15 protein-coding genes are annotated in these 21,463 nt (G+C 63.4%); 8 read left to right on the top strand and 7 right to left on the bottom strand.

The genetic code is table 11. The features are described from left to right. From FDY95_RS19840 to FDY95_RS19825, 4 genes are all read left to right on the top strand, one after another. Positions 1–654: T9SS type A sorting domain-containing protein (locus tag FDY95_RS19840; protein WP_138080267.1), on the top strand; the 654-nt coding region annotated here is incomplete at its 5' end. 832 nt (positions 655–1,486) lie between these two features. Next, positions 1,487–6,193 carry a hypothetical protein gene (locus FDY95_RS19835; RefSeq protein ID WP_138080266.1) on the top strand — a complete coding sequence of 1,569 codons (4,707 nt, stop codon included), beginning with the start codon at positions 1,487–1,489 and terminating at the stop codon, positions 6,191–6,193. Positions 6,194–6,637: 444 nt separating this feature from the next. Then, positions 6,638–9,010 (top strand): T9SS type A sorting domain-containing protein, encoded by a 2,373-nt coding sequence (locus tag FDY95_RS19830; RefSeq protein ID WP_171025761.1) that lies wholly within the window; start codon positions 6,638–6,640, stop codon positions 9,008–9,010. Between the two features lie 161 nt (positions 9,011–9,171). Then, positions 9,172–9,864 carry a T9SS type A sorting domain-containing protein gene (locus tag FDY95_RS19825; RefSeq protein WP_138080264.1) on the top strand — a complete coding sequence of 231 codons (693 nt, stop codon included), beginning with the start codon at positions 9,172–9,174 and terminating at the stop codon, positions 9,862–9,864. A gap of 84 nt (positions 9,865–9,948) precedes the next feature. On the opposite strand, the gene FDY95_RS19820 is transcribed toward FDY95_RS19825, so the two are convergent. The 5 genes from FDY95_RS19820 to FDY95_RS19800 all read right to left on the bottom strand — a co-directional run bounded on the left by FDY95_RS19820 (position 9,949) and on the right by FDY95_RS19800 (position 13,696). Then, a complete protein-coding gene (locus FDY95_RS19820; RefSeq protein WP_138080263.1) occupies positions 9,949–10,629 on the bottom strand; it encodes a hypothetical protein in 681 nt (226 codons plus the stop codon). A gap of 421 nt (positions 10,630–11,050) precedes the next feature. Beyond that, positions 11,051–11,377 carry a HesB/IscA family protein gene (locus FDY95_RS19815; protein WP_138080262.1) on the bottom strand — a complete coding sequence of 109 codons (327 nt, stop codon included), beginning with the start codon at positions 11,375–11,377 and terminating at the stop codon, positions 11,051–11,053. Between the two features lie 81 nt (positions 11,378–11,458). Then, a complete protein-coding gene (locus FDY95_RS19810) occupies positions 11,459–11,866 on the bottom strand; it encodes a hypothetical protein (protein WP_138080261.1) in 408 nt (135 codons plus the stop codon). 90 nt (positions 11,867–11,956) lie between these two features. Further along, positions 11,957–12,373: a Fe-S cluster assembly scaffold IscU gene (gene iscU / locus FDY95_RS19805; protein WP_111480135.1), complete on the bottom strand. Its 417-nt coding sequence runs from the start codon at positions 12,371–12,373 to the stop codon at positions 11,957–11,959. A 108-nt stretch (positions 12,374–12,481) separates the two neighbouring features. Further along, complete coding sequence (locus tag FDY95_RS19800) at positions 12,482–13,696, bottom strand: IscS subfamily cysteine desulfurase (RefSeq protein WP_138080260.1); 1,215 nt, start codon at positions 13,694–13,696, stop codon at positions 12,482–12,484. Positions 13,697–13,883: 187 nt separating this feature from the next. Between FDY95_RS19800 and mce the strand changes: the two genes are divergently transcribed. From mce to FDY95_RS19785, 3 genes are all read left to right on the top strand, one after another. Next, complete coding sequence (mce, locus tag FDY95_RS19795) at positions 13,884–14,291, top strand: methylmalonyl-CoA epimerase (protein WP_138080259.1); 408 nt, start codon at positions 13,884–13,886, stop codon at positions 14,289–14,291. A gap of 3 nt (positions 14,292–14,294) precedes the next feature. Next, entirely contained in the window at positions 14,295–14,876 is a 582-nt protein-coding gene (locus FDY95_RS19790) for an L-threonylcarbamoyladenylate synthase (RefSeq protein ID WP_138080258.1), read from the top strand. Between the two features lie 252 nt (positions 14,877–15,128). Then, positions 15,129–16,574: a CCA tRNA nucleotidyltransferase gene (locus tag FDY95_RS19785; RefSeq protein ID WP_138080257.1), complete on the top strand. Its 1,446-nt coding sequence runs from the start codon at positions 15,129–15,131 to the stop codon at positions 16,572–16,574. Between the two features lie 345 nt (positions 16,575–16,919). Here the strand turns inward: FDY95_RS19785 and FDY95_RS19780 are convergent, their stop codons facing one another. Then, positions 16,920–19,526, bottom strand: coding sequence for a PspC domain-containing protein (locus FDY95_RS19780; protein WP_138080256.1), 2,607 nt, complete (start codon positions 19,524–19,526; stop codon positions 16,920–16,922). A gap of 25 nt (positions 19,527–19,551) precedes the next feature. Next, positions 19,552–19,959, bottom strand: a complete 408-nt coding sequence (locus tag FDY95_RS19775) for a PadR family transcriptional regulator (RefSeq protein WP_138080255.1) — start codon at positions 19,957–19,959, stop codon at positions 19,552–19,554. Positions 19,960–20,321: 362 nt separating this feature from the next. On the opposite strand from FDY95_RS19775, the gene FDY95_RS19770 reads away from it, so the two are divergent. Next, positions 20,322–21,434 carry a putative type IX sorting system protein PorV2 gene (locus tag FDY95_RS19770; protein WP_138080254.1) on the top strand — a complete coding sequence of 371 codons (1,113 nt, stop codon included), beginning with the start codon at positions 20,322–20,324 and terminating at the stop codon, positions 21,432–21,434. Positions 21,435–21,463 lie beyond the last annotated feature (29 nt).

The following is a 21,463-nucleotide window of genomic DNA, read 5'->3' as shown; positions in this document are numbered from 1 at the left end:
AACGGCACGGCGGCCACGGCCTTCAGCGTGACCAACGCCACCACGATTTCGGCCACGGTGCCGACGGGCGCTACCTCCGGCACCATCGCGGTGACGACCCCCGGCGGCACGGCCACTTCGACGTCCAGCTTCACCGTGACCGTGCCGACGCCGGCGCCGACCATTACGGCGGTGACGCCGACCAGCGGGCCGGTGGGCACGGTGGTGACGATTACGGGTACGAACTTGACCGGCGCCACGTCCGTGCGCTTCAACGGGGTGAATGCGCCGAGCTTCACGGTGGTTAGCGCCACGTCCATCACGGCCACGGTGCCGACCGGGGCTACCTCGGGCACCGTTGCGGTGACCACGCCCGGCGGCACGGCTACCAGCACCGTGACCTTCACGGTGACGACCACTACGGCGGCCTACGCGGGCAAGCTGCAGGGCCTGAGCGTGTACCCCAACCCGGTGGCCGACCAGCTGCAGGTGCGCCTGGCCGGAGCGGTGCCGGCTGCCGAGGTAACGGTGCTCGATATGCTGGGCCGCCCCGTGTGGCACGGCCGCCTCGCCGCCGATGGCAGCCTGGACATGCGCCAGCTGCCGACCGGACAGTACCTGGTGAAAGTTTCGACCAAAGACGGGGCCGCTACCAGCCGCATCTCCAAACGTTAGCCCCGCGGAACTCCCGTTCAAAAAGCCCCTGCCGACCGGTAGGGGCTTTTTTTATGTGCCAACGGTAACCATCACGTAACAATTCGTTAATAACGAACTCGACAGGCTGGGAAGTGCACATAGTACTTTTGTACCTTAGTTCGCTCCAACTCTCTCACTTTAGCCTGATTGCATGACACAACACTTTACCCGCGGTTTTGCCGGTCCACGCCGACACTTGAGGTGGCTCGTCGCCCTGTTGTTTTTCTGCTCGCCGCTGGTAGGGTGGGGGCAAGCTAATGTGGGAGGGGCGTCTGCTAACCCTTACACGCAAGATTTTAATACGCTGGCTTCGAGTGGAACTGGCAATACTTTTACAAACAACACTACTATAACAGGATGGTACTCTAGTATAGGTACATACATAGCTGATAACGGTAGCAACACAACTGGTGGCTTGCATAGCTATGGTCCTGATGCTACTGATAGGGCATTGGGGGCGTTGACATCAGGTGGTACAGGTACTGTAGAATTCGCCGTTCGAATTGCAAATAAGACTGGTAATACCGTTACATCAGTTGATGTTGCATACACAGGAGAACAGTGGCGCGTAAATTCCAGTAGCCAAATTCTTGCTTTTTCCTACCGCAAAGGCGGAACTGCGCTTTCGGGAGGCACCTTTACTGCTTTGTCCACATTGGATTTTGCGGCAATTTCTACCGGAACTGCTGCGGCTGTGAACGGCAATAGTGCTACTTACCAAACAGCGAAGTCATCAAGTATTGCTATAACACTTCTTCCAGATGAAGAAATCTGGCTTAAGTGGACCAAAACGGGTAGTAATAGTCCGGGATTGGCTATAGACGGTTTAAGTGTAACATTAACCAGTGGCCCTTCCATCACCACCGGCAACGTCACCACCACGCCCGTCTGCGCCACTACGGCCAGCAGCATTTCGGTAGAATACACCACCAGCGGAACCATCAGCGGCACGTATACGGTGCAACTGTCGGACGCTAGTGGCTCGTTTGCCTCGCCCACGAACCTGGCAACCACCGGCAGCACCTCGCCGCTGACGGCGACCATTCCGGCCGGCACGGCCAGCGGCACCGGCTACAAGGTGCGCGTGACCAACGACAACGGGGGTACGGCCGTCAACGGCTCCGCTTCCACGGCCTTTGCCATCGTCAGCAGCCCCACCGTGTCGCTGACGGGCACTACTACCCAGACCATCCAGACGGGCACCAACGGCACGGCCCTGGGCGTGACGGAAACCCCGACCGCCACCAGCCGCAAGTGGCAATACGCCACTGCCACGGGCGGCCCCTACACTGATTTCTCGCCGGCCCAAACGGGCACGACCTACACGCCTAACTTCGCCACGGCCGGCACCTACTACGTGGTGGCCGTAGCAACCTTCGCCGCCTGTGGCTCCGCCACCAGCAACGAGGCCGTGATTACCGTAACGGCGCCGCCCGCTACGAGCATTGCGGCGCCCACCTTCACGCCCACGGCGGTGTGCGCCACCGCGGCCGCACCATTGACCGTGACGTTTTCCTCGACGGGCACTTTCAACGCGGGCAACGTTTTCACGGTGCAGCTATCGGACGCGAGCGGCTCCTTTGCTTCGCCCGTTGACCTGGTCACCACCGGCAGCGCGTCGCCGCTGACGGCGACCATTCCGGCCGGCACGGCCAGCGGCACCGGCTACAAAGTGCGCGTGGTGGGCAGCGACCCTGCTACCATTGGTACTGCCTCTTCCGCGTCGCTGCGCATCGTGAGCAACCCCACGGTGAGCATTGCCTCGACTACCACCCAGAACATTCTGACCAACGCCAACGGCACGCAGCTGACGGTAACGGAAACGCCGAGCACCGGCAACACGCGCAAGTGGCAGTACGCCACTACCGCGGGCGGCCCCTACACTGATTTCTCGCCGGCCCAAACCAGCACGACGTACACGCCGCGCTTCACCGTGGCCGGTACCTACTACGTGGTGGCTACGACCACTTTTGCTGCCTGCAGTGCCGTGACCAGCAACGAGGTGCAGATCAACGTGAGCAACGCCCTGCCCGTGCTTACCAGCATCAACCCGAGCACGGCCCAGGCCGGCGGAGCGGCCGTCGCCCTCACGGCCAGTGGTTCGGGCTTCGTCACCAGTTCGGTTATCAACTTCAACGGCGTCGCGCTGACGACGACGTTCAACTCGACTTCTTCGCTGTCGGCCACCGTACCGGCTTCGGCCATTACCACGGCGGGCACCTACGACGTGACGGTGACCAGCCCAACTCCGGGCGGCGGCACCTCGGCCGCCCAGCCGTTTACCGTTACCCTGGCTCCCTGCCTCTCGGAAGGCTTCGACGGCACCTTCCCGCCCGCAAGCTGGACGGTAAACGGAGCGACGCAGAATACCAGCACCACCCGCAACAGCTCGGCCGGCGCAGTACAGTTTACGGGCCCGAGCCAGACGCTGACCTCGCCTTCGCTGGCTTATCCCAACAGCCTGGATTTCTACGTGCGGCGCAGCAACAGCTCGGACGTCCGCTCGCTGCTGGTACGCGTATCGACTGACAACGGCGCCAGCTACACCACGCTGCTGACCCTGACCGCCCCGGCTGATATCACGACTTCCTACGTGAAGAAGACGGTGGACCTCTCGGCCTACCAGACGCGGCCAAATGTGCTGGTTCGGTTTGAGCGCGGGGCCGAGTCCTTCACCACCTTGCTCTACCTGGAAGACGTGGCCGTGTTCTGCAGCCCGGCCCCGACCCTGGCCGCTGAGCCGACCACCCAGCCCACGGTAAGCGCCGCGAACGTGCTGTTTACCCAGGCCGACGTCACCGTGAACGGCGGCAACGGCGGCAAGCAACTGGTCGTTATCCGCGCCACCTCGACGGCCGCCGTGGCCCCCGTTGATGGCAATACTTACACAGCCAGCACCGCGTTTGGCTCCAATAGCCCGGGCACCCTCACGGGCGCCGGCAACTTTGTGGTGTACGCCGGCAGCACTGGCACCATGCCCAACACTTTCACGGTGACGGGCCTGACTTCCAACGTGAGCTATACCTTGGAAGCTTACGCTTACAACGACAATGCCACCGCCGGCCAGGAAAACTACCTGACCACAGCGCCGGGCACGGCCAGCTTCACCACGCAGGCCCTGCCCACGGTGTTCTACGCCAAGGCCACCGGCGACCTGAGTCTGCCGGCGACTTTCGGCTCCAACGCCGACGGCAGCGGTATCGAGCCGGGCAACTTTGCTGCGCCCGGCACCACCTACCGCGTATCCGGCACGGGCCGTACGTTCGCCGCCAACTGGACCGTGTCGGGCACCGGCTCCAAAGTGGTGCTGGAAGCCGGCGCCTCGCTGGTGGTACCCACAGGCGCCATCTTCACCGGCACGCTCGATCAGCTGGCCAACAGCACCCTGGTGCTGCTGAACACCACCACGGCGGCGTACACCAGCATTGTGCAGGGCGTGCAGGATGCCAGCAGCACCATCGACTTTGCGCAGGCCGGCACCTACTCGCTGCCCCTTTCCAGCGCCTTCGCCTTCCAGAACCTGAAGCTGACCGGCGGCACGAAGCGCTTCGCGCGCAATCCTACGTCGCCCTCCGGCGCCATCGGCACGGTGGTGCCCGGCAACCTCATCCTCGACGGGGCAGTGGTAGCGGGCAATACCTCCTCGCCGTTCTCGACGGTGCAGCTGGCCGGCAACCTGACCATGCTCAACGGGGCTTCGTTTGATCTGGCGTCCAGCGGCAAAATCACCCTGAACCTGACCGGCACCAGCCCGCAGACGCTGACCGGCAATGGCAGCAACATCGTGCTGTTCCGCCTGAACCTGCTCAACACCAGCGGCGCCGTGCTCTCGGCCACCGGCGGCAGCACCAACTTGGAAGTGGGTAACAACGCCGGCGGCGGCTACTTCCTGCTGGCGGGCTCGACGCTGGCGCTGAACTCCAACACCCTGCGCTTCAACAGCGGCGGCCGGGCCGTCATCTACGACACGTTCAACACCAGCGGCGACGGTACGGGCACGCTCACGCCGGGCCCCACCGCGTCGCTGAACCTGGAAACGACCAGCAACTCCACCATCGGCACGCTGCGCCTGACGCCTGGCGCTACCACCGTGCAAGACCTGCGCCTCTCCGCCCAGTTCGACATACTGGAAGTGCCCTCCGACCTGACGGTCAACGGCACGCTGACGCTGGCCATCGGCACGCTGGAACTGGGCAGCGGCAAGACGCTGACCCTGAACGGTACCGTGGCTGGCCCCAGCGGCGACATTGCGGGCTCCACCACGCTGAATCTGGTCATTGGCGGCAGTGGTGCGCTGGGCGACCTGGTATTCACACCCGGCTTCGAGCAACTCAACAACCTGACCCTGAACCGCACCGCCAACGGCCGCGCTACCCTGATTGGCCCCCTCGAAGTCGGGGGCACGCTGACGCTGACGGAAGGAGTGCTGACCACCACGGCCACCGACCTGCTGACCCTCACGACCACCGCGACCCTGGTGGCGCCGGCTGCTGGGTCGGCCGCGGTCAGCTACATCGACGGGCCGCTGGCCCGGCAAGTAGGCCCCATCAGCTCGCTCACGGCCGTGGCTTTTCCCATCGGCAAAACCACGAACAGCCGCCCGCTGACGCTGAACATCAGCTCCCAAACCTCCACTACCACGTACACGGCCGAGCTGAAGCCCGGCCAGCCGACCAACCAGACGCTCACCGGCGACCTGGCCCGGGTATCGCGCATCCGTTCGTACAGCGTTACGCCGAACACCCAGCCCACTGGTTTCAGCGGCACCATCACGCTGTCTTTTGAGGGCGACGACCAGGTAACCGACCCCGCCGCCACGTCCCTGGTCATTGCCAAGAACAACGGCAGCGGCTGGGTTAACATCGGCCGCTCAGCCAACACGGGTGCCGCCAGCAACGGCGCTTACGTGGCCGGTACCCTCACCTCCGACACGTTCACCTCGTTCAGTGACTTTGCCCTGGCCAGCACCGACGCCCTCAGCAACGCCACCAACCCGCTGCCCGTCACGCTGACCGACTTTACGGCCCAGCGCCAGCACGAAGGGGCCTTGCTGAAGTGGACCACGGCCCAGGAGAAAAACAGCGCTTACTTCGAGGTGCTGCGCTCCACCACCGACCACGCGTTTGAAGCCATCGGCCGGGTGCAGGCTGCCGGGCACAGCAGTACCACTCGCCAGTACGCTTTCACGGATGCGCGCCAGTTCGCCGGTACGGTGTACTACCGCCTGCGCCAGGTCGACCTCGACGGCTCGGTTACGCTTTCGGAAGTGCGGGCGCTCGGCGGCCCCACCGCTTTCACCGCTACCACCTTCCCGAACCCGGCCACCGACCAGCTGCGCGTGAGCACCTCGGTGCCGGTGCGGGCCTGGCGTGTGATCAGCCCGGTAGGCCAGCCATTGCTGCACGGCGCCGGGCAACCCGACCGGATAACGGTGAGTGGTCTGAAGCCGGGCGTGTATCTGCTGGAGCTAACGACCGTTGGCAGTGGCCGCCAGGTGCTGCGCTTTGTAAAAGAGTAGCATTACGCCTAGCTTCGGCGAAGGCCCTTGGCTCCGTTGGAGCCAAGGGCCTTTTTTTATCCGGGCGCAGTGTCTCTAATCGAGAAAATGAAGCATAATTTTTATCAATTTCGGAACTGTTAGGCGTGCATGTATACGCAACTAGGGGAAAATTGTATAATTTTGAGCTGTGTGGCTAGCTGCACCTTATCGATGGCAATGACATAAGGTGACCATGCTGCCCACTTTTGCGCTTACATCCATTCCAACTTCATTTGCATGATCAACAATTTTACGAAGCTCCTCTTGGTTACCTTGGGAGTGGGGCTTAGCTATGCGGCTCGGGCCGCAACGGAGCCCACGGCGCAACCGTCCTTTGCTTACAGCCCTAGCAGCGGAAGTACTGGCAACACGCCTTCGGCACTGATCAAACTCGCAGGTGGTAACGGCACAAACCGGCTTGTCGTGATTCGCCCGAGCAGCGCGGCTGCTGTAGCTCCTACAGACGGAACTACTTACACGGCCAACACGGCTTATGCTGCGGGTAATACCACCGGAACCAATAACTACGTAGTGCTGGCGGCGCCCGCGGCCACTACCAGCGTCACGGTTACGGGGTTGACTTCCGGCACCACCTACGCCGTCGACGTGTACTCCTACAACGTAGACGCGTCGGCCCCGACGACCAACTACCTGACGAGCACCCCGGCTACGTTTACCTTCACCGCCCGGCCTACCTACCGTTGGAACGTGGCGACGGGTAATATCTCCGGCACGGCGACCAACTGGACGCCGAGCCGGACGGCTACCTCCGGCGACGACGTGCTCGTGGTGGACGGCTCGATTGCGGCTTCCGTAGGCAGTACGATAACGGTCAACGGCAACTTCACGGCGCGCCAGATCTATTTCATCAATAATGCCAGCGCTACGCTGTTTGCCAATGGCGGCCGCACCATCACCCTTGATGGCAACGAAGGCGACGACTTTGAAGTGGAGGCCGGTTCCACCGCCCGGTTCGGTGCTACTTCCAAAAACAACGACGTGACCTTGACCCTGAACGGATCGGCTACCGCTGAAATCAACGGTACGCTCGTCTTTGAAAATACTTCCGGGGCACCCGGCCAGAAAGAGTCGAACCACCGGCTTACGGGGTCAAGCAACTCGGTTATTTTCCGCAACGGCTCTACTTTCCAAATGGCGCCGGGCGCCCTGGGCAACCCTTTCGGCACCAACAACTCCATTGCCGCCTTCCAGTCGGGCTCGACGTTCCGGCAGGAGTCGGGTCTGGACCCGTTCGGGCCCAACGGCTCCGGTGCGGCCTCGTTCAGCGCCGGTAGCACCTATATCTTTGCCGGCGGCACGTTCTCGAATGCCGCGCGCACCTACGGCAACCTGGACTTCCGCGCCAATTACGCTACGACCGGCTCCTTCGCCACTACCATCCTCAACAACCTGACGCTGACCGGGGCCATCGTTGTAAGCCTGAACAACACCGGGGGCGTAACCATCGGCGGCAACGTCGATACCGGCAGCGGAGCCCAACTAAATGTGAACCCGTCTTCGGCGGCTGACGTCACTTTCAACGGCACGGGCGCAGTACAAACCATCGGAGGAGCGGGCGTCGTGGCCCTCGGGGCCACCACCACGCTGGTCTTGGCCAACCCGTTGGGCCTGCGGCTGCTAAAGCCGCTCGATATTCCCAATGCCCTGCGTTTTGCGGCGGGTAGCGGCCACTTCTTCACCAGCACGACCAACTACCTGACGATGCCGACCACGGCCTCCGTAACGGGTGCCAACCGCACCAGCTATATTGAAGGCATTCTGGTACGGGCCTCGGCGGGAGCCGGGGTATACCCTGCTTCAACGAGCACCGGCTTGTTCTTCCCCATTGGCACCCCCAATGGCTACGGTCCGGTTACGTTGGCGTTGACGCAAACCAGCGCTTCGGGTACCTACCAGTTCGATCCGATTGCTGACCGGGCCCCGCTTTACACGTTGCCTACCGGGCCCAACGCGCTGCAGCGCGTGTCGGGGGTGCGCTACTACAATGCCTCCACCAATGCGGCGTTTAACACGGCCCAAATTTCCTTTGGCTTTATCAACATCGACCAGGTGGACGCCCCCAGCACGCTGCGCATCGCCCAGAGCGCCTTTGGCCGCTGGACGGATGTCGGCGGAGCGGTGAGCGGCGCCCAGGCTGATGGGGCTGCGTTTCTGGCCGGCACCGTCACCAGCACCACTGCCTTGACCATTACCTCCTCAACGGACTTTGCGCTGGCCACGACCAATCTGAGCAACGCTCCCGGCAACAACCCGCTGCCGGTGGCGCTGACGAGCTTCACGGCCGAGCGGCGCGGGGCCGACGCGCTGCTGAAGTGGACCACCGCCCAGGAAAAGAACAGCGCCTATTTTGAGGTGCAGCGCAGCCTGGACGGCCTGGAGTTCCGCTCGGTGGGCCGGGTGCAGGCCCAGGGCAACAGCACCCGCGCCAGCAGCTACAGCTTCCTCGACAAGGCCGCCACGGGCACGGTGTACTACCGCCTGCACCAGGTCGACCTCGACGGCACGGCTACCGACTCGCGCATCGTGGCGCTGGGCGGCACCAGCGAGCTGCTGGTGGCGGCCTACCCCAACCCGGTACAGCACGAGTTGCACCTGCAGCTGGGCGAAGGCCCGGTGCAGTGGCGGGTGCTGAGCCTGCTGGGCCAGCCCCTGCGCCAGGGCAAAGCCCTCGGCTCGGCCACTATCGACCTGGCCGCCCTGCCCGCCGGCAGCTACCAGCTGGAGGTGCGCAGCGGCACCCAGCGCGTGATTCGCCCCCTGATCAAATCCAACTAGCCGCGGCCAACGCCCCAGCCGGTTACGACGGCCACTGCCCGAGGCAGTGGCCGTTTTTTTTGCGCTAATGCGGTATTTTATATAAATAAAGATATAATAAATAGTATATTGCCGCTCCTCTCGACGCCTTCAACCCGCTACTCCTTCTTACCACCATAACCATGCACCCCTTGCTCACCCATAGCAGCCGCCTGGCCTTGCGCGGCGCTGCGCGCGGCCTCTGGGCCCTGTGGTTTGTGCCCTTCCTTGGCCTGGCCCAGCCGCCCACGCCGCGCGACATGGCGGCCAATAACCCGTCCGCCGGATCATCGCCCACGGCTGCCCCTGGCGCGGCCCGCCCCGCCGCAGCCACGGCGGCCACCAGCCTGGCCGCCGCCGCCACTCCCCAGGGCGTGGTGCTGACGTGGACTGCCCCGGCCGCCAAAACGCCCCTGCGCTTCGAGGTGGAGCGCTCCTCCGACGGGGTGACGTTTCGCTCGGTGGGCGTGGTGCTGGCGGCCGAGGCGGCCGGCTACCGCTTCCTCGATGCCGGCGCCGGTGCCACCACGGTATATTACCGCCTGCGCCAGCCCGTGGCGGGCGGCAGCGGCACCTCGGCCGTACTCACCTACACCCCGGATACCAACGCCTGGCAGCCCAGCCCCAACCCGGCCACGGACTGGCTCAGCTGCGGCCCGGCCAGCGGCGACTACCGCATTATGGACGCGGCCGGCCGCACCGTCCTCACCGGCCGCCTCGTGGCCGGGCAGCGCATCGACGTGCGCCGCCTGCGCAACGGCAACCACACCCTGGAGATGCGCATGGGCAACCTGCGCGCCACGCGCACCTTCCTGAAGTACGCTCCCGCCGAGTGAGGTCCGGTTCTGGCCCCCGTTCAGCAACGAAAAGCCCCGCCAGGTATGCCTGGCGGGGCTTTTCGTTGCTGAACGGGCTGTCGACTATTGCGCGGCGTGGCCGCTGCCGGGGTTGCCGCCGCGGTTTACCACCCGCGCCGCCGCCTCGAAGCGGGCCCACAGATCGGGCTCGTCCAGCTCGTACACGCGGAAGTAGGTGCGCAGCTGCTCGATGGCACGGGCGTTCTGCTTGATGAGGCGCTCCAGGCTCTGGCGGCCAGTGCTGCCCTCGGTGTCGCTCAGGCGGCCTTCGCTGATGTTGCGGCGCAGGTCGGCGGTCAGCGTCATGGCCTCGCGGTAATGCTCGGGGGTGAAGCGGCGCTTCGTCAGGGCCTCGCTGCGCTCGGGGGCCAGGCTCAGCAGGCGGCGGGCTTCGTCGATGAAGGCCGTTTCGGGCAGGCGCGACAGGCGGCTTACCTGTCCCGACAGGGCCAGCAGGCGGGCATCGTTGGTGCTGGTGGCAATGGCCTGCAGCCCCACGATGAGGCGGCGCAAGAGCTGCGTCAGCTGGTTGCGCTGGCCTTTCTTGCGGTCGGCGTTGCCGTCGTTGTCGGCCGTCAGCACGTCCTGGGCCGTGGCCTGGGCCTGCGTCAGCGCGCCGGCGAGCTGCTGGCGCAGCGGGGCCACGTCGGCTTCGATGTCGGCGTAGGCACTTTTTTCGGCGCTGAGGAAGGTGCTCAAGGCTTCGTCGCGGCGCAGGCGGGCCTCAATCAGGTCGTTTTTCATACTCCGGATAGCATAAGGGGGTGAGAAAGGCCGTGAAGGTAGCCAAAACGCGTGGTCAGCCCGCGTGACGCGGCCCAATCCAGCCGTTGTCAACCCTGCGCCCCGCGTTGGGGGCCGTGGGCGGGGCGTTGTCACCTGTACCCTGGCCGTTGTCAGCCCTACCCGGCGCGTTGCGAGCCATGCGGCGGGCGTTGTGAGTCTTAGCCACCGCATTGTAAGGCATGCGCCAGTCGTTGTCAGCCATGCCCGCCGCATTGTGGGCCGTGCGCGCGGCGTTGTCAGCCGATCCGGCCGTTGCAGGGCCTAACCGAGCATTTTGGCCCGAACCTGTCATTGTCACGCAAACCACCCCGTGCAAACGAAAAACCCCTCCCGCCGCAGGGCAGAAGGGGTTCGGTATCGAAGCGCGGTAGGAGCGGGGCTACACCGAGAAACTCTCGCCGCAGCCGCAAGTGCGCGAGGCGTTGGGGTTGTTGAAGAAGAAGCCCTTGCCGTTCAGCCCGTCCGAGAAATCCAGCTCGGTGCCGGCCAGGTACAGGAAGCTCTTCATGTCGACCACCACGCGCACGCCCTTGTCCTCGAACTCCTGGTCCATGGGTTTCACCTCGTCGTCGAAGTCGAGCTTGTAGCTCAGGCCCGAGCAGCCGCCGCCGGCCACCGAGGCGCGCAGGCGGAAAGCGTCGGTCAGGCCCGCGTCGGCGCGCAGCACAGCTACTTTCTCTTTGGCCTTGTCAGAAACGGTAATCATCTGGGTTGTCAGTTGTCGGTTGCGAGTTGTCAGGCGGAGGCGTCAGCACCGAAGCGGCGCGTCCGGACTGATAACATACAACTACGAAGAAGGATTCAGCACCACGCTGAACACGGTGATGGTGTTCAGGTCGCGGCCGTAGTAAAGTTTGTCGAGGGCTTCGTAGGCGTTGTGGGCGCGGAAGTAGGAGGTTTGCAGCTCCTTCTCGCCACGGGCCCGCCACTGAATGGTGTAGGAGGCTTCCGCGTCGCGCGAGGTCTGCACGTAGCCGAGCATCTTGCGTAGCGCGTCCAGCTTGTCGTGGCCCAACTCGTAGCGAAACAGAAAGCTCTGCTGGTGGCGCGGGTTGACGGTAATCAGATCCAGCCGCGTCTGCCCGTCAATCTGGCGGAAATCAAACACCAGCTGATCGGCCGGCAAGCCCAGGGCTTCCGCAATCTGCCGCTGCATACGCGCACTCTCTACGTGCACATCGGGGGAAACGTCCATCGGGGGCAATGAGTGAATGAGTGAATGAGTGAATGAGTGATTGTCAGAACGAAAATCACTCATTCACTCACTCGCTCATTCGCCAATGATTTAGTGGTGCGACTTGGCGGCTTCCAGCTCGGGCAGGCCGTTTTTCACGCGGTAATCGTTTATGGCGGCCTTGATGGCGTCTTCGGCCAGCACCGAGCAGTGGATTTTCACCGGCGGCAGGGCCAGCTCTTCCACAATCTCCATGTTGTCGATGTTCAGGGCCTCATCGACCGACTTGCCCTTCAGCCACTCCGTCGCCAGCGACGAGGAGGCAATGGCCGAGCCGCAGCCGAAGGTCTTGAACTTAGCGTCGGTGATGACGTTGGTGGCTTCGTCCACCTCGATCTGCAGGCGCATTACGTCGCCGCACTCGGGGGCGCCGACCAAGCCGGTACCTACGTTTTTCTTGCTCTTGTCCAGCGTACCCACGTTGCGCGGGTTGCTGTAGTGGTCGATTACTTTATCGGAGTAAGCCATGGCTTTTGATGAGTTGTCAGTTGTCAGTTACGAGTTATCAGTCTGAATGAGCTGCAGTTTGAAGTCAGTATCTGACAACTGACAACTCGCAGCTGACAACCCTAAATCTTAGTGTTCGGCCCACTCGATGGAGTTCAGGTCGATGCCTTCCTTGAACATCTCCCACAGCGGGGACATTTCGCGGAGCTTGGTCACGGCTTCTTTTACGTGATTGATGGCGTAGTCGATCTGCTCGTCGGTGGTGAAGCGGGAGAGGCCGAAGCGCAGCGAAGAGTGCGCCAGGTCGTCGCTCAAACCCAGGGCCTTGAGCACGTACGAAGGCTCCAGCGAAGCCGAGGTACAGGCCGAGCCCGACGACACCGCCAGGTCCTTCACGCCCATCATCAGGCCTTCGCCCTCCACGTACTTAAAGGAAATGTTGGTTACGTGCGGCAGACGGTGCTCCCGGGAGCCGTTCACGTAGCTTTCTTCCAGGGTCAGCAGCTCCTTTTCCAGCCGGTCGCGCATCACCGAAATACGGGCCGTGTCGGACTCCATTTCCAGGCGGGCCAGTTCGCAGGCTTTGCCCAGGCCCACGATGCCGGGCACGTTCAGGGTGCCGGAGCGCATGCCGCGCTCGTGGCCGCCGCCGTCCATCTGGGCGGTTACTTTCACCCGCGGGTTCTTGCGGCGCACGTACAGCGCGCCGATACCTTTCGGGCCGTACATCTTGTGGCCGGTGAAGGCCATCAGGTCGATGCCGTCGGCAATGACGTCGACGGGCACCTTACCCACGGCCTGAGTGGCATCGGAGAAGAAGAGGGCGCCGTGCTTCTTGGCAATGGCCGAAATAGCGCGAATGTCCTGCAGCACGCCGATTTCGTTGTTGCCGTACATGATGGCGACCAAGATGGTCTGCGGCGTCATGGCGGCTTCCAGCTCTTCCAGGTTGATGAGGCCTTCCTCGTTGACCTGCAGGTAGGTCACGCGGGCGCCCTGCTTTTCGAGGTGCTTGCAGGTATCGAGCACGGCTTTGTGCTCGGTGGTGGCGGTGATGATATGGTTGCCCTTCTGGGCGTACATCTCATACACGCCCTTGATGGCGAGGTTATCCGACTCGGTAGCGCCCGAGGTGAAGATAATTTCCTTCGGGTCGCAGTTGATCAGCTGCGCAATTTGCTCGCGGGCGTAATCCACGGCTTCTTCGGCCTGCCAGCCAAACGGGTGGTTGCGCGAGGCGGCGTTACCGAATTGCTCGGTGAAATAAGGCAACATCGCCTCCAGCACGCGCGGGTCCATCGGCGTGGTGGCATTGTTGTCGAGGTAAATGGGCAGCTTGAGCATGGGGCTTAGTGTTGTCGCGGGCAAAGGTAACCACTGGGCCGCGGATACCACGAGGAATCCAGCGGAGAATGATTCGCGGGTAGAACAGCGAAAAGAGGCCGGAGGTTTACTTTTGTTCGCACAAAAGTAGACACAATCCAAATAACGTGGGCGCCCGCGCGCCGGACGTCGTTGCACTCCTTATTATATGTTCACCAACCTCGAACACCTCGGCCTGGCCGTACAGGACCTGGAAGCCGCTACCTCGCTCTACACTACGCTGTTGGGCATGCCGCCTTACAAGCGTGAAACCGTGGAAAGTGAGGGCGTGGATACGGTTTTCTTCCAGGTCGGCGGCTCGAAGATCGAGCTGCTGGGCGGCACCACCCCCGACAGCGCCATCACCAAGTTCGTGGCCAAGAAAGGGGAGGGAATTCACCACGTGGCCTTCGAAGTCGACGACATCCGGGCCGAGATGCAGCGGCTGCGGGCCGAGGGCTTCGTGCTGCTGAACGAGGAACCCAAGCGCGGGGCCGACAATAAACTCGTGTGCTTCGTACACCCCAAATCGGCCCACGGCGTATTGGTGGAGCTGTGCCAATCCATTAAGGAGTAAATCATGAGCCAGAAGTTTTTCCTGCAGGAAGTCGACGCCGCCGTAGACGCACTGCTGCTGCAGCAAGTCATTCTGTATCCCACCGATACCGTGTGGGGCCTGGGCTGCGATGCCGAGGTGCCGCGGGCCGTGGAGAAGATTTACAAGCTCAAGCAGCGGGCGGCCGAAAAGGCCTGCATCGTGCTGGTGGCCGACGAAGCCATGTTTGCCCGCTACGCCGAGCAGGTGCCCGACAACCTTGCGGAACTGCTGGCCACTCAGGAAAAACCTACCACCTACGTGGTGCAAGGCAGCCGCCTGCTGGCCCCCAACCTGCTGGCCGCCGACGGTACCATCGGCCTGCGCGTGGTGCGAGGCGACGAGTTTACCTTCAAAGTGCTGCGCCGCCTGGGCCACGGCCTGGTGTCGACCTCGGCCAACATCAGCGGGGAGCCGGCGCCGGCCATTTACAAGGAGGTCACGCCGGAAATCGTGCGCGGCGTCGACTACGTGGTAAGCTGGCGGCAGGACGATGAAACCCGCCACGCGCCCTCGCGGGTGGTGCGGGTGCTGCCCGATGGCGGGCTGGAAGTGCTGCGGGATTAGTTGGGTCGACTCCCCTCCTTTATGAAGGAGGGGACGCCAAGCCGCAGGCTTGGCTGGGGTGGTTTGGTCGTTGCTGACGTTGAACGACTGGCGTTAGGACCTCTTTGCGTCTTTTTTCGGGCTAAACAACATCAGCAACGGCCGAACCACCCCAGCCGCCGCTAAAGCGGCAGCATCCCCTCCTTTAAAAAGGAGGGGAGCTTGGCCTGCGGCCATATCGTACCTTTGCGGCCCGAATCATCCCGTTTTCGCATGAACCCGCTGCCCCAGCTGCCCGACCTGCCCCTGTTTCGTACCATTGCCGACGCGGCCCAGGAGCTGGGCTACCCGGCTTACGTCATCGGCGGCTACGTGCGGGATTTGGCGCTGCAGCGGCCCAGCAAGGATGTGGACGTGGTGTGCGTGGGCGACGGAATTCAGCTGGCGCAGGCCGTGGGCCGGCGGCTGCCCAACCGCCCGCGCGTGACGGTGTTCAAGAACTTCGGCACGGCCATGCTGCCCACGCCCGACATCGAGCTGGAGTTTGTGGGGGCGCGCAAGGAAAGCTACCGCGCCGAAAGCCGCAAGCCCGAGGTGGAAGCCGGTACGCTGGAAGAAGACCTAGCCCGCCGCGACTTTACTATCAATGCCCTGGGCCTGAGCCTCAATGCCGAGGACTTTGGTACGCTGGTGGACCGATTCAACGGCATTCAGGACTTGCAGGACCGCATTATCCGCACCCCGCTCGACCCGGACATCACCTTTTCGGACGACCCGCTGCGCATGATGCGGGCCATCCGTTTCGCCACCCAGCTGAACTTCGATATTGATCCGGATACTTTCGACGCCATCAGCCGCAACAAGGAGCGGATTCGCATCGTGTCGCAGGAGCGTATTACGACGGAGTTGAACAAGATTATCATGGCGCCGAAGCCCAGCTATGGCTTCAAGCTGCTGTTTACTTCGGGACTGCTGCCGCTCATCTTCCCCAAGATGGCCCTGCTACAGGGCGTGGAGAAGCGCGGGCAGCACGCCCACAAGGACAACTTCTACCACACCCTGCAGGTGCTCGACAACGTGGTGGAGGCCGGCGCCGACCTCTGGCTGCGCTGGGCCGCCATTCTGCACGACATTGCCAAGCCCGCCACCAAGCGCTTCGACCCGAAAGTGGGCTGGACCTTTCACGGCCACGAGGACAAGGGGGCGCGCTGGACGCCCAACATCTTCGCCGACCTGAAGCTGCCCCTGGGCGAGGAAATGCGCATGGTGCAGAAGCTGGTGCGGCTGCACCTGCGCCCCATCGCGCTGGTGAAGGAAACCGTGACCGACTCGGCCGTGCGCCGGCTGCTGTTCGAGGCCGGTGAGGAAATCGACCTGCTGATGAAGCTGTGCCGGGCCGACATTACCAGCAAAGACCACCAGCGGGTGGCGCGCTACCTGCGCAACTTCGACGTAGTGGAGCAGAAGCTGAAGGAAGTGGAGGAAAAGGACCACCTGCGCAACTTCAAGCCCGTCATTACCGGCGAAGTCATCATGCAGACTTTCGGCCTCGCGCCCTCCAAGGCGGTGGGCGAGCTGAAGGACGCCGTGCTCGAAGCCATCCTCGACGGGCAGGTGCGCAACGAGTACCCCGAAGCGTACCCGTTCCTGCTAGCCCTGGGCCAGCGCAAGGGGCTGGAAGTGAAAACCGAAGTGCCCGCGCCCCAACCGGGCGCGTAGCGGCAGCGGGGGCGCGAATCAGCCGCCCATAGGCCCATCGGTAAAACAGACAAAGCCGGCCTGCTCAGGGAGCAGACCGGCTTTGTCGTTAGGCGGGGTCGAACTACGCCCGTCACTGCGAGTTCGAGGAAACCGTTGCCTTCCTGTTGCAGCTCGGAAAAGCGCGGGTTCCCTCGGGGGCAACCATTCACTCACCAAGGGCCCCTAATCTCGTAGCAGTCAGAGGTAGATGCGAACAAGCCGTACTTGGAGGTGCTTACGCAGGCAACCAAGTAAGGATTCATCCCAATATAGGGATAAGTTCGCTTGGTAAGATGTGGAATGGCAGCTTTTTATCGCAAAAGCCTATTCCACGCGCCGCACGCGGGAAGCGCCCGATTTCTGGTTGCGCACGTTGCTGGGGTTGCCGCTGTAGTCGACCTGGCTGGCGCCCGAAATGTCGGTGCGCAGCTGGTTCTCTACGTTCAGGCGGGCCTTGCTGGCGCCGCTGAGCTCCACGTCGGCGCTCTGCACGGCAAAGCCGGCGGCCTGTACCTGGCACACGCCCGAGCCGTCGATTTCGAGGCGGTCGGCGCGGCCCTTGAGGTTGGTGCGGCAGGCTCCGCTCATGTCCACGGCCAGGCTGCGGCAGCTGCCCTCAAAGGAGAGGTGGCTGGCGCCCGACTGGTCCACGTTCAGGTCGTCCAGGTCGTTGAAGCCGGTGACTTTGGCCTGCACGGCGCCGCTCAGGTTGAGCTGCTTCAGGTCGGGCGTTTCCACTACGATGAGCACGCGGTTGCGGGCGTCGTCGCGGGTGCCGAAGTTGAAGAAGCCGCGGCGGTTGGGGCGCAGGTGCAGCTCGTCGCCGGGGCTTTCGGCGTCCAGCTCGCGCAGGGCGCGTTCCTCGCCGTAGGCCTTCACGCTGTAGCCCTCGGCCTGGCGGATGAGCACGCGGTAGGCGCCGGACACGGCCACGTCATCGAAGTCAACGTAGCGGAACTCACGGGTGCCGGAGCCATAGTCGGCGGGCTCAGTCGAGAAGTTCACGTCGCCGTCGTAGTCCACCGATACGCGCACTTCGTCGTCGTTATCCGTGTCGACGTGGACTTTCATGTCGCCGATCTGCACGTCGTCGTCGCTGTAGTCTTCGTCGTCACTTTCGGGTAGGTCGGCGGCGGTGCAGTCGAGGCAGCGCAGCTGGCGGCCCACCAGCTCGTAGGTGTGCTTTTCCGGGTCGTTGGGGCGTTGGTCGTTCACGAAGTCGTCGTCATCGAGCAGGCGTTCAATGTCGCGGGAGAGGCGGATGCGCTTGTTGCGGGGCAGGCGCAGCGTCAGATCGAGGCCCTGGCCGCGGAACACGGCGCCGGGCTTGAAGGTGAAGCGGTCATCGAGGAGCACGGTGGAGTCGCGCACCACGGCGCGGTAGCTCATGCTGGTGCGGGCCAGGGCGGCGCCGGCGGCTTCGGTGCGGCCGTGGGCCGAGTAGTCTTCCACCAGCGTGATGGCGTTGCCGCTATCGGCGGCGGCCAGGTTCAGGTCGGGGCGCATGTCCCAGCCGTCGTAGTCGAAGGTGCGTACGTCGAGGGTGACGGTGGGGCCGGCTACGGCGCCCAGGTTGCGGGTGGCGGTGAAGTAGCCTTCCTCCTGGAATTCCTGCGAGTAGCGCACCCCGCCCATGATGGAGCCCACGATGCCCAGCATCCAGAGGCCCAGCAGCACCAGCGTAAGGGTGCGGCCCAGCAGCCAGCGCCGCACGATGAGGCCCACGCCCGAGAAGAGCAGCAGCAATACCGGCACGCCGGCGGCGAGGAAGCCGCTCACCACGAACCAGCTCGGGACCCCGGCCAGCACGGTGTAGGCCGGCGCGTCGCCCAGGTGAATGTTTTGCGACTCAGGCAGCAAACCCAAAGCTACGCCGACCAGCACCAGCAGGCCCATCAGCAGCGCGAAGCCCGTCAGCAGGAACATCAGGCCCACGAAGATGCGCGCTACGGTGCCCACGGCTTTGGCAATAGGGCGCACGGCGCGGGCTACTTCCTCCAGAAAGGCGCCCACGGGGCGGTTAGCGGGCTGTGAGGGGTTGCGCAGGCTGTTTTCCAGGCCCGACAAGGTCACGGCCTCGCCGCGCATCTGCGCTTTCTGGCTGAGCGTGAGGGCCGGGGGCACCACCATCCAGAGGATGAGGTAGAGCAGCAGGCCGCTGCCGCCGAAGAGCACCAGCAGCACGAACACGATGCGCACGATGGCCACCTCGATGCCCAGGTAATGGGCCAGGCCGCTGGCCACGCCGCCCACCGAACCGTTGTCGGTGTCGCGGTAGAGCTTGCGCGTCACGTCGTCGTCCGGCATCGGGCTGTCGTTGTCGTAGCGCTTGGGCAAGGAAATCCAGAGTATCACGTAGGTCAGGAAGCTGACGGCCGGCAGGGCGCCCACGAAGTCGCCGACGATGGGCGAGAGCAGCGTGAGCACGAAGGCCAGGCGAATCCAGAGCGGGTTCACGTTGAAGTAGCGGGCGAGGCCGGCGGCCACGCCGGCCACCCGGCGGTTGCTCATGTCGCGGTAGAGGCGGCGGGGCTCCTCCACGAGGGGCGGCACCGTTTCGGTGGCGGGGCGGGCGGTGCCGGTGCTGCCGGCGTAGGCCTGCTGGCTGCCTAGGGGCTGGCCGTAGCTGCCGAGGTCGGCCGCGTCGTCATCCTCGTCGAGGGTGCCGTCGTTCTGGAAGTCCTGCACCCGGCCCATCTTGCTCATCATGGCCTCCACGTCCTCGTAGGTGATGACCTGCTTGAGGGCGGAGGTGCGGGCGGCGAAGATTTCGGCAATGCGCCCCTCGATGTCGGCCACGATTTCCTCGTGCCCGCGGAAGGTGTTGAAGTGCGCCTTTACGTCCTGCAAGTAACGTTGGAGGACTTCATAGCCGTCTTCCTCGATGTGGAAGATGAGGCCCTGCAGGTTGATGCTGATATTCTTTTTCATCGCAGTGCTGCAACTAAAGCGGTGGCTAGATAAGCGCGTCTTCGTCGGACGACGGGGCGGGCGTGGGCGGCGGGTAGGCGGCCGGCGGGGCCGGCGCCAGGCCCTGGGGTTTGTTGCGGATGATCTGCAGGGAATCTTCGATTTCCTCCCAGGTCAGGCGCAGCTCGTGCAGGAAATCCTGCCCCACGGCGGTGAGGGTGTAGTACTTGCGGGGCGGGCCGCTGCTCGATTCCTTCCAGGTGTAATCGAGTAATCCGGCATTCTTGAGGCGGGTGAGCAGGGGGTACAGCGTCCCCTCGACCACGATCATGCGGGCCTGGGTCAGCTCCTCCAGCATGTCGGAGGCATACACCTCGCCCCGCGCAATGATTTCCAGAATGCAGAACTCCAGGATGCCTTTCCGCATCTGCACTTGGGTGTTTTCGACTTTCATGGGCTTGCGGGCGGTAGTCGGTGAAGAATGGTACAAATATAAAAGCAGGTACTTTGTAAAGCAAGGTACTTGGTTAGAATAATTTTGGTTGCGGGATATTGGAAGAAAGTCCGCGAAAACAAATGGTTGATAATCAATGATTGGCTGTGCGCCGGTCGAAGTGGCCTCACCCAATCATGTGATGCCTCTGGGCCAGCGGCAGGAGCGCGACGAGAAGATTTGGGACGCCTCGCAACCCCGCGGACCGTTTTGCGGTCTGGCATTATGTTCGCGGGAGAATTCGCCGCCGCTCGCCGCACTATTAATAAGTAACTTGCGTTGTGAAGCCTGCTTACAACGCCCGGTTTCTACTCCATTACTCTATGCCACACTTTTTCCGCCGCAGTATCCTCGCCTTCTCGACGGTTTCCCTGGTCGGAACCGGCGCCGCGCTGGCCCAGACCACCACGCCCGCGAAGGACAACACCCCGAAGTACAGCAACGACTTCCTCTCCATCGGGGTGGGGGGGCGCGCCCTGGCCATGGGCGGCACGCAGGTGAGCCTGGCCCAGGATGCCACCGCCGGCTACTGGAACCCGGCCGGCCTGATCGGGCAGAAAACCAAGTACGACGCGGTGCTGATGCACTCCGAGCTGTTTTCGGGCATCGTCAAGAACGACTACGCGGCCTTTTCCATGCCGCTGGATGAGCGCAGCGCCATCGGGGCCAGCCTCATCCGCGTCGGCGTCGACGACATTCCCGACACCCGGGCGCTGGTCAACGAGTACAACCAGATCAGCTACGACCGGATTACCTACTTCTCGGTGGCCGATTACGGCCTGCTACTTTCCTACGCCCGCAAGCTGGAAGCGGTGGAAGGCCTGAACGTGGGCGCCAACGCCAAAATCGTGTACCGCAACGTGGGCGACTACGCCAACGCCTGGGGCTTCGGCATCGACGCGGGGGCGCAGTACCAGCGCGGCAACTGGCGCCTGGCCCTGATGGCGCGCGACATCACCACCACGTTCAACGCGTGGTCGGTGAACACCGATAAGTTCAAGCCCACCCAGGACACGCTGGACTTTATCCCGAAGAACAGTACCGAAATTACCCTGCCGCGCTTCGTGCTCGGGGTGAGCCGCTCGTTTAAGCTGCCCGCCGACCTGACCGCCGTAGCCGCCCTCGACCTGGAAATGACCACCGACGGCAAGCGCAACACCCCGGTGTCGAGCAACTTCGTGAGCATTGCCCCGCACGTGGGCGCCGAAATCGGCTACAAGAACCTGTTGTTTTTGCGCGGCGGGGCCACCAACGTGCAAAAAATCCAGGCCTTCGACGGCAAGGACGAGTGGAAGGTGCAGCCGACGCTGGGCGTGGGCGTGGCCCTGAGCGGCCTGCGCCTCGACCTGGCCCTTTCGCGCCTGGCCATCGAGCGGCTGGGCGCCAGCTCGCAGGCCAACTCCATCATGGTGTCTCTGGGCTACGGCTTTAAATAAAGCGTGTATTAACGCGAAACGGAATTGAT

The sequence above is a fragment of the Hymenobacter jeollabukensis genome, from assembly GCF_005771675.1.
GTDB classification, from domain to species: domain Bacteria; phylum Bacteroidota; class Bacteroidia; order Cytophagales; family Hymenobacteraceae; genus Solirubrum; species Solirubrum jeollabukense.
This window is presented reverse-complemented; position numbering and strand designations above follow the sequence as displayed.

Coding starts and splice junctions, on each gene's coding strand:
- FDY95_RS19820 (WP_138080263.1), bottom strand. CDS start 10,629: ATGAAAAACGACCTGATTGAGGCCCGCCTGCGCCGCGACGAAGCCTTG.
- FDY95_RS19785 (WP_138080257.1), top strand. CDS start 15,129: ATGAACCCGCTGCCCCAGCTGCCCGACCTGCCCCTGTTTCGTACCATT.
- FDY95_RS19780 (WP_138080256.1), bottom strand. CDS start 19,526: ATGAAAAAGAATATCAGCATCAACCTGCAGGGCCTCATCTTCCACATC.
- mce (WP_138080259.1), top strand. CDS start 13,884: ATGTTCACCAACCTCGAACACCTCGGCCTGGCCGTACAGGACCTGGAA.
- FDY95_RS19770 (WP_138080254.1), top strand. CDS start 20,322: ATGCCACACTTTTTCCGCCGCAGTATCCTCGCCTTCTCGACGGTTTCC.
- FDY95_RS19800 (WP_138080260.1), bottom strand. CDS start 13,696: ATGCTCAAGCTGCCCATTTACCTCGACAACAATGCCACCACGCCGATG.
- FDY95_RS19790 (WP_138080258.1), top strand. CDS start 14,295: ATGAGCCAGAAGTTTTTCCTGCAGGAAGTCGACGCCGCCGTAGACGCA.
- FDY95_RS19810 (WP_138080261.1), bottom strand. CDS start 11,866: ATGGACGTTTCCCCCGATGTGCACGTAGAGAGTGCGCGTATGCAGCGG.
- FDY95_RS19825 (WP_138080264.1), top strand. CDS start 9,172: ATGCACCCCTTGCTCACCCATAGCAGCCGCCTGGCCTTGCGCGGCGCT.
- FDY95_RS19775 (WP_138080255.1), bottom strand. CDS start 19,959: ATGAAAGTCGAAAACACCCAAGTGCAGATGCGGAAAGGCATCCTGGAG.
- FDY95_RS19815 (WP_138080262.1), bottom strand. CDS start 11,377: ATGATTACCGTTTCTGACAAGGCCAAAGAGAAAGTAGCTGTGCTGCGC.
- iscU (WP_111480135.1), bottom strand. CDS start 12,373: ATGGCTTACTCCGATAAAGTAATCGACCACTACAGCAACCCGCGCAAC.